This is a genomic window from Chryseobacterium sp. RU37D (genome assembly GCF_900156075.1).
In the GTDB taxonomy this organism is placed as follows: Bacteria; Bacteroidota; Bacteroidia; order Flavobacteriales; family Weeksellaceae; genus Chryseobacterium.
Genome location: NZ_FTMM01000001.1, coordinates 106,724 through 119,250, shown reverse-complemented (window position 1 = coordinate 119,250; position 12,527 = coordinate 106,724). Strand labels below are relative to the sequence as shown.

12 protein-coding genes are annotated in these 12,527 nt (G+C 36.0%); 5 read left to right on the top strand and 7 right to left on the bottom strand.

The genetic code is table 11. The annotated features are described in order from the left end of the window. The 4 genes from BW926_RS00570 (at position 1) to BW926_RS00555 (ending at position 4,228) form a co-directional block, all read left to right on the top strand. A complete protein-coding gene (locus tag BW926_RS00570; protein ID WP_076443449.1) occupies positions 1 to 867 on the top strand; it encodes a polysaccharide deacetylase family protein in 867 nt (288 codons plus the stop codon). A gap of 19 nt (positions 868 to 886) precedes the next feature. Then, positions 887 to 1,546: a YggS family pyridoxal phosphate-dependent enzyme gene (locus tag BW926_RS00565; RefSeq protein ID WP_076443448.1), complete on the top strand. Its 660-nt coding sequence runs from the start codon at positions 887 to 889 to the stop codon at positions 1,544 to 1,546. Between the two features lie 56 nt (positions 1,547 to 1,602). Beyond that, positions 1,603 to 2,787 carry a sigma-54-dependent transcriptional regulator gene (locus BW926_RS00560; RefSeq protein WP_076443447.1) on the top strand — a complete coding sequence of 395 codons (1,185 nt, stop codon included), beginning with the start codon at positions 1,603 to 1,605 and terminating at the stop codon, positions 2,785 to 2,787. A gap of 79 nt (positions 2,788 to 2,866) precedes the next feature. Beyond that, positions 2,867 to 4,228, top strand: a complete 1,362-nt coding sequence (locus BW926_RS00555; RefSeq protein WP_076443446.1) for an MATE family efflux transporter — start codon at positions 2,867 to 2,869, stop codon at positions 4,226 to 4,228. Positions 4,229 to 4,560: 332 nt separating this feature from the next. On the opposite strand, the gene BW926_RS00550 is transcribed toward BW926_RS00555, so the two are convergent. From BW926_RS00550 to BW926_RS00520, 7 genes are all read right to left on the bottom strand, one after another. Continuing rightward, positions 4,561 to 5,064 (bottom strand): GNAT family N-acetyltransferase, encoded by a 504-nt coding sequence (locus BW926_RS00550; protein ID WP_076443445.1) that lies wholly within the window; start codon positions 5,062 to 5,064, stop codon positions 4,561 to 4,563. A gap of 45 nt (positions 5,065 to 5,109) precedes the next feature. Next, the gene (gene era, locus BW926_RS00545; protein WP_076443444.1) at positions 5,110 to 5,985 is read right to left on the bottom strand and encodes a GTPase Era; all 876 of its coding nucleotides are present in this window, start codon (positions 5,983 to 5,985) and stop codon (positions 5,110 to 5,112) included. A gap of 123 nt (positions 5,986 to 6,108) precedes the next feature. Continuing rightward, positions 6,109 to 6,945 carry a sugar phosphate isomerase/epimerase family protein gene (locus tag BW926_RS00540; protein ID WP_076443443.1) on the bottom strand — a complete coding sequence of 279 codons (837 nt, stop codon included), beginning with the start codon at positions 6,943 to 6,945 and terminating at the stop codon, positions 6,109 to 6,111. A gap of 17 nt (positions 6,946 to 6,962) precedes the next feature. Then, positions 6,963 to 8,336: a carbohydrate porin gene (locus BW926_RS00535; RefSeq protein ID WP_228403366.1), complete on the bottom strand. Its 1,374-nt coding sequence runs from the start codon at positions 8,334 to 8,336 to the stop codon at positions 6,963 to 6,965. Between the two features lie 36 nt (positions 8,337 to 8,372). Next, on the bottom strand, positions 8,373 to 9,620 hold the full coding sequence (locus tag BW926_RS00530; protein WP_076443441.1) for a sugar MFS transporter: 1,248 nt from the start codon (positions 9,618 to 9,620) through the stop codon (positions 8,373 to 8,375). Between the two features lie 34 nt (positions 9,621 to 9,654). Then, entirely contained in the window at positions 9,655 to 10,551 is an 897-nt protein-coding gene (locus tag BW926_RS00525) for a carbohydrate kinase family protein (protein ID WP_076443440.1), read from the bottom strand. 32 nt (positions 10,552 to 10,583) lie between these two features. Further along, a complete protein-coding gene (locus BW926_RS00520; RefSeq protein ID WP_076443439.1) occupies positions 10,584 to 11,579 on the bottom strand; it encodes a LacI family DNA-binding transcriptional regulator in 996 nt (331 codons plus the stop codon). A 322-nt stretch (positions 11,580 to 11,901) separates the two neighbouring features. Between BW926_RS00520 and BW926_RS00515 the strand changes: the two genes are divergently transcribed. Next, positions 11,902 to 12,465, top strand: a complete 564-nt coding sequence (locus BW926_RS00515; protein ID WP_076443438.1) for a Crp/Fnr family transcriptional regulator — start codon at positions 11,902 to 11,904, stop codon at positions 12,463 to 12,465. Positions 12,466 to 12,527: the final 62 nt, after the last annotated feature.

Here is a 12,527-nt window from a genome sequence, read left to right as displayed (position 1 = left end):
ATGAGAAAAACTTTTGCGGAAAAGTCTCGAAACAAGACTTTTCTTGGGATGCTTGCATTGGTGTGTGCAACTTCAATTTTATTCAACAGCTGCAATCAAAAAAAAGAAAAGAAAGAATCTGAAAAGATGATTTCAAAAGACCATCCCGTCGCAAAAATTGACCCCAAACTCGATGATGAAAACGTTTCTCTAGATAAACGAGTAATCTACCTTACTTTCGATGATGGTCCGAATCGGGGAACTGAAAATCTTCTGAAAATTCTGCACAAAAGAAATATTTGTGCAACCGCTTTTCTTGTAGGAAAACACGCCTACGGAAGTAAAAAGCAACAAGAAGATTTAGAATTATTAAGAAAAGATCAGTTGGTGGAACTGGCAAATCACAGTTTTACCCATGCTCATAATAAATACACAGATTTTTACAAAAATCCGATGGCTGTTGTTCAGGATTTTGACACAGCAAAAGACAGTTTGAAACTATATGATAAAATCGCCAGAACTACCGGAAGAAATATATGGAGACTGAATAATATCACAGTAACTGATCTGAAAAGTTCAACCGCAGCGGCAGATAAGCTTAAACAGGCGGGTTACAAGCTAATCGGTTGGGATCTTGAATGGAAGCCAACCAATAAAATGATTCTGAAAGGAAAGCATGAAGAAATGCTGAAAAAAGTAGACAGCATATTTTTTAATGATTTGGAAAAAACTTCTAGACATCTTGTTTTTCTTACTCATGATCAATATTTAAGGGATGCAGATTCTGTAAATGAACTGGATTTATTTATTGAAAAACTACAAAAAAGCAACCGTTTTGTTTTTAGAAAAATATCAGAATATCCGAAGATTAATGAAGTTTTAAATTAAAATTCAGAAATTTGCAGGTATGAGCATTCAGGAAAATTATAATCATATAAAAAGCCAGCTTCCGGCAGATGTGCAGCTGGTAGCAGTTTCAAAAACACATCCGGTTTCTGTCATTCAGGAGGTTTATGATTTGGGACAAAGAGTTTTTGGAGAAAACAAAGTTCAAGAAATGATGGAAAAATATCCTCAGCTTCCTAAAGATATTCAATGGCATTTAATTGGGCATCTACAAACTAACAAAGTAAAATATATTGCAGAATTCGTAGAAACCATTCAAAGTGTTGATTCTGAAAAGCTTTTATTCGAGATCAATAAAGAAGCTATAAAACACAACAGGAAAATTAAAGTGCTGCTGCAGGTAAAAATTGCGGAAGAGGATACGAAATTCGGGCTGAACATTCCTGATGCAGAAAGCCTGTTTAAGAAATATGTGGACGGGGAATTTCCTAGTATTGAAATTACAGGATTGATGGGAATGGCAACGTTTACAGACAATAAAGAACAGGTCAGAAAGGAATTTTTAACCTTAAAAACAATTTTTGATGAATTAAATAAAGTAAAATCACTGGAAACATTATCAATGGGAATGAGTGACGATTTCCTGATTGCCATTAGCTGCGGTGCCAATTCCGTAAGAGTCGGTTCAGCTATTTTCGGCAGAAGAGATTATTCCCAATAGTATCTTTAGGTATAGTTTTTGCTAATAATTCAATCAAAAAATCTAAATTTGCAACTATGCAAAAAATCCTTATTGTAGAAGACGAAAAAGCAATTTCAGGAGTACTTCAAAGTATTCTTTCTGATGAACTTACTGACTATGAATTTATTATTGCCGAAGATGGCCTTGAAGGTTATAAACAGGTAGAAAAAGAAGACTTCGCGCTCGTGATCTCTGATATAAAAATGCCTAAGCTTTCTGGAACCGAGCTTCTGAAACAGAGCCTTACATTAAAGCCGGAAACAACTTTTATCATGATTTCGGGGCACGCTGATATAGATTCTGCGGTATCCTGTCTAAAGGAAGGTGCATATGACTTCATTTCTAAGCCTATTGATATCAACAGATTGATTACAAGCGTTAAAAATGCTTTAGTAAAAGAAACATTGAAAAAAGAAAATAAAAATCTTCAGACTGAAAATAAAACCTTAAAGAAAAAAGTAAGCAAAAAGTATCAAATGATCGGTGAATCAGCAAGTTTGCAAAAGATTCAGGAGATGATTGAGAAGGTGGCTGCTTCCGACGCAAGGGTACTGATTACAGGTCCAAACGGAGCAGGAAAAGAATTGGTAGCACATGCCATCCATAATCAAAGTGAACGTGCAAAGGGGCCAATGATAGAGGTAAACTGTGCAGCAATACCTTCAGAGCTTATTGAATCTGAACTTTTCGGACACGTAAAAGGTTCATTTACAGGAGCTATTAAAGATAAGCAGGGAAAATTCGAACAGGCTAACGGAGGTACGATTTTCCTGGATGAGATCGGTGATATGAGCCTCATTGCACAGGCAAAAGTGTTGAGGGCGCTTCAGGAAAGTAAAGTTTCTCCTGTAGGAAGCGACAAAGAAATAAAAGTTGATGTAAGGGTACTTGCAGCAACCAATAAAAATATGCAGAAAGAAATTGAAGCCGGAAGATTCAGGGAAGATCTTTACCATAGGCTTTCTGTAATAGAGATTTATGTACCACCATTGGATGAGAGAAAAGAAGATATCAAATTGTTGGTAGAGCATTTTGCAGGTATGATTGCTGATGAACATGGAACCGCTGCTAAAAAATTTAATGATAAAGCTGTTGATGCTTTAAAAGCACTTTCTTGGACAGGAAATATCAGGGAGTTAAGAAACGTTGTCGAAAGATTAATTATTTTAGGAGGAAACACTGTTTCTGCTGAAGACGTTGCAAGTTTTGTAAGGAAGTAATATAATTATTACTTAAAAATATAAAAATTGCAGTATCATAATGTTACTGCAATTTTTTTTAATAAATTAATGATAAACTATGAGCTTTTTAAATAAAAACTATACAAAAGAATGCCTCACTCTGGCCCTTCCTGTAATGCTGACACAAGTAGGGCAGGTTTCGGTGAACTTATTTGATAACATTATTGTGGGAAAATTATTAGGAGCAGATGCCCTGGCTTCCGTATCTTTGGGAAATGCCGTATTCTTTTCGATGTTTGTTCTGGCGCTGGGATTTTCTTTTGCCATTCCCCCACTCGTTTCTGAGGCGCATTCTAAAAAAGATTATCAAACCATCAATTCAGTATTCAGTCATGGGTTTGTCATTAACATATCAGTGGGGATAATTTTGATGGGGATATTATTCTTAGGCATGCCTCTCCTTTACCATTCAGGGCAGCCAGAAAAAATTATTCCGGATACAGTTTCTTTTTTGACTATTATGGCGATCAGTATAGTTCCCTTCATGATGTTTCAGACATTAAGAGAGGTTTCAGAGGGACTTTCTTATACGATTGGGGTTACTAAAGCTACCATTATTGCGAATTTAATTAATATTGTTTTAAATTATGTTTTCATTAAAGGACTTTTCGGAATTCCTCCTATGGGAGTGAAGGGTTCTGCCCTGGCCAGCCTTATTGCAAGAATTTTCATGGTTGTTTTCCTTTATTTTGTTCTTCTGAATGAGAAAAAAACCAGACAATATATTAAAGATTTCTCCCTAAAAATTCAAGTTTTCACGAAAGAGATGTTTGAAAAAATGGTGAGACTAGGTTTTCCTACAGCTTTACAAATGTTTTTTGAAGTTACCGCGTTTGCGGGTGCAGCATTCATCTGCGGATTAATTTCTGCCCACGACATTGCTTCTCACCAGATCGCATTAAGTATGGCTTCTTTTACCTTTAATTTATGTATTGGTTTCAGTGTAGCCTCAACAGTAATGATTGGCAGAAAACTTGGTGAACAGAACTTTATTGAGCTAAGAAAAGTAGGGATTAATAACCTGAAAATAGCCTTTATTTTCATGACGATTTGTGGAATTATCTTCATTTTAGGAAGAAATATCCTTCCAACATTTTTTACAAAGAAGGAAGAGATTGAGGTAATTGTATTAGCATCAAAACTGTTAATTATTGCTGCATTATTTCAGCTTTCAGATGGTATTCAGGTAACGGCTTTGGGAATGCTAAGAGGGCTGCAGGATGTGAAAATACCTTCTATTTACACATTTATTGCCTATTGGGTTATTACGATTCCTTTAGGCTATTTCTTTTGTGTCACACTGAATATGGGCGCTTTCGGAATGTGGATTGCCTTAGGATTAGGTTTAACAGCTTCTGCAGTGATGCTTGTCAAACGGTTCCTGAATATGTCTGCGAAAAGAATTAAGCAGAAAATATAATAAAAAAGCACCGTTTTTAGGTCGTTTTTTTGTTTTTGAAAGTAATCCACCCATCAAAGGAGGGAAATTTAAAACTATGAATTCAGTTGAATATTGATCAGAAAGACTGCTATTCTGTGATGGCTGAGGCACTCGAAGCGATCAGTCCTGCCATCCTAGCCCCAATTGCAGCATTTGTTTGAGCTCATTTTCTAGGGTTTCGGCGGGCCGGAGGCCCGCCGAAACCCTAGAAAATAGCGAGTGCGAAAAGCGGGAAATAGCTCCTGAAAAAAGTACAAGATATTTCATTTTATGTATAAAGGTTAGCTCCGTCACTTCGCTCCTCGCAATGACTAACTTACCCTTTTTCCCAATATCACCAACGTTCGTTCCACCCCATCCAGAACTGCAACGTCAGGAAAAACGCCCCAGTCTTCAAATCCGAAATATCTGAAAAGCTTCAGGCTTGGTTCATTATGTAAAAAAATAAAACCTAATAATGTTTTTACGCCAAAGTTTTCCGCATTATCAATACAATATTGAATAATTTTCTTGCCATAACCTTTCCCACGGCAGTTTTCATCTATATAAATGCTCAATTCCGCTGTTCCGTTGTAGGCTGGTCGGCCATAAAATGAAGAAAAACTTACCCAGCCCAAAATTTTATTTTGAATATCTTCGACTATCCAAAGCGGGCGCGTCTGCGAATTGTGTTCTGCAAACCATTTTTTCCTGCTTTCTACAGAAACAGGCTCTGTATCAGCGGTTACCATTCTTGACGGGATGGTTGAATTGTAGATTTCCACAATTTTTTCGAGGTCTTCGGGATTAGCATTCCTGAATTTTACTTCTTTCATTTTGGCGCATATTTTCTATAGAACAATGTCTAAGAGCTTTTTTAGTTACCTGTATCCGAAATTTTTCAGATCCCTGTCATTTTTTCGCCAGTCTTTTTTCACTTTTACGAATAAATTGAGGTGTATTTTTTTAGCAAAGAATTTTTCAAGGTCCAGTCTTGCCTCTGTACCTACTTTTTTGATGGCCTCGCCTTTATGTCCTATTAAAATTCCTTTTTGCGTATCTCTTTCCACATAAATAATAGAATCAATGAAAATAATTCCTTCTTTTTCTTTAAACTGCTCTGTTACCACTTCTACGGAATACGGAATTTCTTTATCATAATTCAGTAAAATTTTCTCACGAATGGTTTCATTTACGAAAAATCTTTCCGGTTTGTCTGTAAACTGATCTTTATCATAATATGGCGGATTTTCCGGAAGTAATGATTTAATTTTCGGCAAGATAATTTCAGTATTAAAAGCATTCAATGCAGAAATAGGAAGGATTTCAGCCTTTGGAATCCTGTTATGCCACTCTTCTACCAGCTTTTCAAGCCCGGCCTGGTCAGTCTGGTCTACTTTGTTGAGCAAAAGCAGTACAGGAACGGGGATTTTATTCAATTTATCAATTAAAAAATCCGAAGGTTCGGCTTTATCAGTAACATCCACGATGAAAAGGAAAACATCTGCATCTTGTAAAGAATCCTTTACAAAATCCATCATTTTTTCCTGTAAGCCATACTTCGGATCCAAAACACCCGGTGTGTCAGAAAATACGATCTGCAAGTCTTCTTCATTATAAATTCCAAAAATTCTGTGTCTTGTAGTCTGCGCTTTTTGGGTTACAATAGCCAGTTTCTCACCCATCAGCTGGTTCAGAAGGGTAGATTTTCCGGCATTTGGTTTCCCAACTATATTTACAAATCCCGCTTTGTGCATAAAAATTATATTACGAGCTGCAAAGTTAGTAAACAAATCTGGTCTTTCGGCTATTCCGTGGATATTTAAATAAAAAGCCTTCCCAACTAAGGAAAGACTTTATCATTGTGTTTTTAGGTTGAATTAAATATATTTTCTCATAAACTCAAGGCTGCCCAAAGCCAGCTCTTCTGCATCATAAGGAGATTTTTGCCATAAAGAAACCATCTGCTGCATTCCCGGAACAGATGATGAAAAGTTTTCCAGCACTAGATTTCCTTCAAAATTAATTTCTTTTAATGCTTTAAAAAGATCCTCCCAGTTTACGTTGCCTTCCCCAAGCATCCCGCGATGAGATTCTGTCATGTGGATATGCTTTAATCTGTTTCCTGCCAGTATTACCGGATCATAAAAATTATTTTCCTCGATATTCATATGGAAAGTGTCTAGATGCAGAAAAAGATTGTTTTTTCCTGTTTTTGAGATTAAATCCAGTACATTTTCTGCGGTGTTGCAAACATATGTTTCGTACCTGTTGATAGGTTCTATTCCTATATTTACGCCCTTTTCTTTAGCATAATCTGACACATTACTCCATACTTCCACTATTATTTCCGCTTCATTTTCTGTTAAAGGATTTCCCGAAAAAACACCGATTCCTCCGTGAAGAACCCCGCCTAAGAAATTCGTTTCCAATGCTGAAGTTGTATCAACGGCTTGCTTCATTAAATTTTCTGCGACTTTAGGATGAAATGCAATATGGGCTTCTTTAGGAAGATTTAAAGAACAAACTGCTTCAAGATTATTATTTTTAAGCTGAGTCTTTACTTCTTTAGCATTAAATTCCATTGAAGAAGGAAGCAATATTTCGATTAAATCAAAACCAGCCTTTGCCGTTTTTTCTATGGCATACTTTCCGGCTTCAGGGTTCCAGACCGGTGTAATCCATGACAGTAAGGACGTACCAAATTTTATATTCATTTTTAATTCTTATATTGTTAAAATACCCACCACTCAGTTCTTACTCCAAAATAAGTTCCGAATCTTTTCGCTCCCGATTGCTGCAGGAAAGGTGAATAAAGGCTGTTCATAGCCTGATCATTATACCTTGAAACTTCTGCAATAAGCCTGATGTGAGGTCTCGCCCAGACACTTCTTTCTGCTGTAGGAACAATTGTTGGAGCCAAAACAAGCTTTACCATAGAAGCAGGATCCTGATTTCCGTCTTTTCTTTGGGCATAATGCAACTCTGAAAGGATGTGGAACCAGTTGTTGAAATAATAGGTAGCTCTGATTCCCGTATTAAATTCAGATTTTTTATTGAAAATTTCTCTTTTATAGTAGTCAATTGCTTTGTTATCGCTGCTGGCACCACCTTTACTCTGGGTGTAAACGGCATATGCATTTAAAGACCACCTGTTGGATAAGTTTAGTAAAATATGTTCAACGGCTGTTAATGAATAGGCGCCTTTATACGTATTTGTCACTTCATCCGGAGCACCGTATGTACGCCATGTCTGAGTATTCCCGGCATCTCCTCCGTTGGCAATTCCTGAGCCATAACGTAAAGAGATCTGATTAAATGAACCCGGCAATCTAGTTTTTAAGTTTGAATTTAATTTCGCTCCCAATACCCAGCCGTTATCTGAAGGATAATTCTCTACAGAATGTTTCCCGGATTTGGCTACTGTATGAAACTCTGCCAGCAATTTTAATTTGTGCTCATCGTTTTTGAAAGGGATTGTATGCTCTAGTACGAAAACTTCCCTTTGTCTGTAGATCAGGTTTTTTGCTCCGCTGATAATATTTGTATAAGAATATGGCGTTGAATTGCTGGCAAGCGTATCAATAGCAGCCGGAAAGAACATAGAAAATCTTGTGTTTTTATGACGTATTCCCCAACCTGTCGCCGAATGATCATCAAAATAAAAATAATCTGCAATATGAACATCATTATATCTTAGCCATCTGGAACCTGCCCATACATCCCAATCACTTCCCATAATATTTCTGGCTTCAACAAAAGCTTCAGGTAAGGCAACAATAACTCCCTGATTAGATTTTGAATCTACATTTCCGAGAAATGTACCACCAGAATAGAAACTTAGTCTCGCCTGCATGTCTATCTGTGTTTTTTTTGCACTGTCTCCTACTACAGGTGTAAAATGAAACGATGGTAAAAAATCCACATAATCTCCCTGATCCATTCTTCCACCCAGAGAACCCTGATTATTCAAGTTTAATTGGCGTCCTGTTCTACTGTCTGCATTGGGTGAATAAGCAGCTCCTATCCTTCCCGTAGTTCCGAATGAAAACTTTTTATTGGTAATTGTAATCTGTGCATAACTCTTTTGGCTGAAGATGATTAGCATCAAAAAACAGCCTTTTAATATAATATTTTTCATCGTTTACTTTAAGGTTTTTGGTTTGTATAGTTTTAAAGCAAATAAGACAATAATTACATAGCAGATAATCGGTAACAAATATGCGTGAGCTACATCTGTTTCAGCAATTTTACCCATAATCGGTGTGAAGAATGCACCACCGAACATAGCCATTACAAGGAAAGAAGACGCCTGTTGAACCTTTCCGCCTAATTTTTTTAAGCCAAGACTGAAAATTGTAGGATACATTACACTTAAGAATAGATTAAGCATAATTAAACTAATAAAAGAAACCCAACCGAAGCTTTGAGAAATGATTAGGCAAAGTATAATGTTGCAAGTAGTGAAAATAGCAAGCACTTTGTTGGGAGCAATATATCTCATTAAGAATGTCCCGATAAACCTTCCGATCATCATCATAGCCATACTTAAGGAAAAATAATAGGATGCCTGGCTTTCTTCCAGATGCATTTTTTCCACACCGTAATTGATGAAGAACGCCCAAGTACCGCCCTGTGCTGCAATATTGAAAAACTGTGCAACTACCGCAAAGATGAAATGTCTCTGCTTCCAGAGAGGAGCCCCGGAATCTACCTTGTCATGATGATGGTCTTCTCCTGTTGCGTGCTCAAGAATTTCTATTTCTTCTGCATGTGGATCTTTAAGTTCCGGAACTTTAATGAAGGAAAAAATGATGGCTAAAACCAACACAACAATTCCGATCCATGTGTAAAGGCTTTTAACTGAATCTAAAGACTGATCTTCTCCTGCTCCGCTAAAGATGAAAAATCCCCCCAGCAAAGGCCCTACAATAGCACCTAATCCATTGAAAGACTGAGCAAAGTTTACCCTCTGGTCACTTGTTCTTTCATCACCAAGCGATGCTACAAAAGGGTGTGCTACCGTTTCTAAGGTTGCCATACCCAATGCAAGGATGAAAAGTGCAATCCTAAAGAAATCAAACGATGCCATATTGGCCGCAGGAACAAACAAAAAACATCCGCCTGCAAATAAAGTCAGCCCCAGGATAACTCCCATTTTATAACCAAACTTTTTCATGAAAAGCCCCGCAGGAATCCCCATCAAAGCATAGGCTCCGAAAATAGAAAGCTGTACCAGACCCGACTGTGATTTTGAGATATGAAGAACGTTCTGAAAATGTTTATTCAGAACATCTCCCATCGTAAGCGCAATTGCCCAAAAGAAAAACAAGGAGATAACAAATGAAAGTACAACAATATACTTTCTCTCCGTAAATTTTACTGAATTCATAAGTGTGTTTTTACGTTAAATTTTAAATTATATTTTATTTTAAATCTCTGAAATTTTCAAATTCAGAATATTCATAATCCGGGCAAGCTCCTGATTTTGAGGTGATAAACCCTCCTAAAGAAACAGCCTGCTTCATGATGTCTTCCGGCTTTTCATTTTTAATTCTTTTAGAAATAAAGCCAGAAAGAAAAGCGTCTCCACTTCCCACCGTATCCGCAATGGTGACAGGAACTGCTGTAAATCCGTAATTTTGATTACCGACAAAATACCTTGCTCCCTTGCTTCCTTTAGTCAGCACAATTTCGTTGATCTTAAAATGCTGCTGGATAAAAGCTGCACTTTCGTCTTCGCTTTTATATTCTTCACCCAGGAACATCATAATCTGGCGCATTTCGGCTTTATTCATTTTAACAATATCAGCTTTGTGAAGAAGAGTTTTAATGAGCTCAATATCAATAAATGGTGGCCTGAAGTTCACATCGAATATTTTAAGCTTAGCATATTCCAATAATTTCAGAAGTGTTTCCCTGGTCTTTGGGTTTCTTGCAGCAAGGCTTCCGAAAACAAAAGCTTCAGCATTGGAAACCAATCTTTTATGTTCATCAAGCAATTCAATATAATCCCAGGCAACATGATTGATGATTTCATAGGAAGCTTCATTATGCTCGTCTATTTTAGCAATCACCGTACTCGTGTCATGTTTCTCATCACGCTGGATATAATTGGTGGTGATGCCCCACTCTTTAATTTGATCAAGAAGTTTTTTTCCCAATTCATCATTCCCAATTCTGCTGAGCATTTTGGCATCAATACCCATTTTATGAATATTGTATGCAGCATTGAATGGCGCGCCACCCGCTTTAGAACCTTCGGGAAAAATGTCCCAAAGAACTTCCCCGAAGCAAACCACATAAGATGTATTATTAATCATAGGTTAAACGTTTAATTTTTTAGTTAAATTTTTTATACAGAATTTCTTTCCATAAACTTAGCATGGAAGGTTACTCTTTTTCCATCAGGAAGATAATTATTAATCTGGCTGTCAAGAAGTTTTACAGATTCTTTAGCCATTTCAATCAGTGGTTGCTGTACAAAGCTTATTTCCGTAGGAAACAGGTGATAAGCTTCTGTTTCATCAAAGGCTATTACGGAAACATCTTTCGGAACCTTGATATTATTATCATTAAGATATCTTAAGCCTGCAATTCCCAGTTTGTTGCTGGAAAAATAAATTGCTGTTTTTTTCTTAAGATTCAAATTTTGTTTAAGCTGAGCATGCACTTCTTCTGTAATATTATGAATTCCTATAAAAAATCTTTTTACAGAAATTTCCGAGGAGATAATTCTTTTGTCAAAACCATCCTGTCTGTCAAGGAGATGCGGAAGCTTAGTTTCATATCCCACATAAATAATCTCTTCAAAATTCTTTTTCACCAAATAATCACAAATAAATTCCGAAATTTCAGAATTGTTAATCATCACCCCCGGAAGGCTTACGTTTTTCAAGTATCGGTCAATGGTTACAATAGGATATTCTTCTTTAATAAGCTTATTAATGGCTTCGTCAGAATCTACCACTGGAGCGACAATCATTCCGTCTACCTGCTGTTCAGAAAATAGCTCTGTCAACTTTCTGAATTTTTCCGGATTTTCGTCAGAACTTCCTATAAGGAGTGTATACCCCAACTTCATTGCTTCATCTTCTATACTGCGTGCAATATTTGAATAAAAATCATTTGAAATATCAGCTACAATGAGTCCTATTAATTTACTTTTGCTCATTTTTAAGCTTTTAGCAATTTTGTTAGGGGTATAATTAATACTTTCAGCTACTTCAAGGATTTTTTTCTTGGTAGCATCACTGATGCGACTTCCTTCCTTTTTATTCAAAACATAGGAAACGGTTGCAACGGAAACCTCTGCAATTCTGGCTATGTCTTTAATGGAAGCTCTTTTCATATAAATTATTATTCAATGGCAAAAATTTCCATAAAAAATATAAAAAACAATAGGGTGTTTTTTTTGAATTATTCAAAAATAATTGTACTTTCGCAAATTTTTAAAATCAATGCCATTTTAAGCATAAATATTTATAAAACAATTAGTTATAAATATAAAATGATTAATCTATGAATATGCGTATTAACTGAATATTAACAAAATTTATTTTAACGATATTTTTTGGTTAAACGTTTACTCTATTAAATTATGAAAATTTTAAAAATAATTTACTATTTAGAAATTCAAAACTGATATTTTTGACAAAATCTTAGTTTAATATATGGATATTGACGAAATTTTAAACAGAATATATCCTCTTCCGGAATCCTCATTGTCAAGTCTGAAAAGTCATATTTCAGAAGTATCTTATCCGAAGTATTTCTGCTTGATGAAAGCCGATATGGTCATTTCTCACATTTATTTTATCAAGAAAGGAATTGTACGCGCTTATTCCCGTGCTGAAGATAAGTATATTACTTTTTGGTTCGGAAGCGAAGGTGAAACTATTGTATCCATGAAAAGCTATGTGGAAAATAAGCCAGGGTATGAAAATATAGAACTTCTGGAGCATTGCCAGCTGTATAAATTGGAAACAGAAAATTTAAGAAAATTATTCAATGAAGATATTCATATTGCTAACTGGGGAAGAAAATTTGCAGAAAAAGAACTGTTAAAAACAGAAGAGTTGCTGATTTCCAGACAATTCAAAACCGCTTCAGAGCGGTACAATGACCTTTTGAAAAATAAATCTTTTCTTTTAAAGCGCATTCAATTAGGCCATATTGCATCATATTTGGGGATTTCTCAGGTGAGCTTGAGCAGGATCAGGGCGGAAGTTAAGTGAGTTTTTTTGTGTTTGAGAGCTTGAGAGATGATAAATATATATTTTTTAACAATTGTAAAATT

Coding starts and splice junctions, on each gene's coding strand:
- BW926_RS00530 (WP_076443441.1), bottom strand. CDS start 9,620: ATGAATTCAGTAAAATTTACGGAGAGAAAGTATATTGTTGTACTTTCA.
- BW926_RS00555 (WP_076443446.1), top strand. CDS start 2,867: ATGAGCTTTTTAAATAAAAACTATACAAAAGAATGCCTCACTCTGGCC.
- BW926_RS00535 (WP_228403366.1), bottom strand. CDS start 8,336: ATGCTAATCATCTTCAGCCAAAAGAGTTATGCACAGATTACAATTACC.
- BW926_RS00565 (WP_076443448.1), top strand. CDS start 887: ATGAGCATTCAGGAAAATTATAATCATATAAAAAGCCAGCTTCCGGCA.
- BW926_RS00525 (WP_076443440.1), bottom strand. CDS start 10,551: ATGATTAATAATACATCTTATGTGGTTTGCTTCGGGGAAGTTCTTTGG.
- BW926_RS00515 (WP_076443438.1), top strand. CDS start 11,902: ATGGATATTGACGAAATTTTAAACAGAATATATCCTCTTCCGGAATCC.
- BW926_RS00520 (WP_076443439.1), bottom strand. CDS start 11,579: ATGAAAAGAGCTTCCATTAAAGACATAGCCAGAATTGCAGAGGTTTCC.
- era (WP_076443444.1), bottom strand. CDS start 5,985: ATGCACAAAGCGGGATTTGTAAATATAGTTGGGAAACCAAATGCCGGA.
- BW926_RS00570 (WP_076443449.1), top strand. CDS start 1: ATGAGAAAAACTTTTGCGGAAAAGTCTCGAAACAAGACTTTTCTTGGG.
- BW926_RS00550 (WP_076443445.1), bottom strand. CDS start 5,064: ATGAAAGAAGTAAAATTCAGGAATGCTAATCCCGAAGACCTCGAAAAA.
- BW926_RS00540 (WP_076443443.1), bottom strand. CDS start 6,945: ATGAATATAAAATTTGGTACGTCCTTACTGTCATGGATTACACCGGTC.
- BW926_RS00560 (WP_076443447.1), top strand. CDS start 1,603: ATGCAAAAAATCCTTATTGTAGAAGACGAAAAAGCAATTTCAGGAGTA.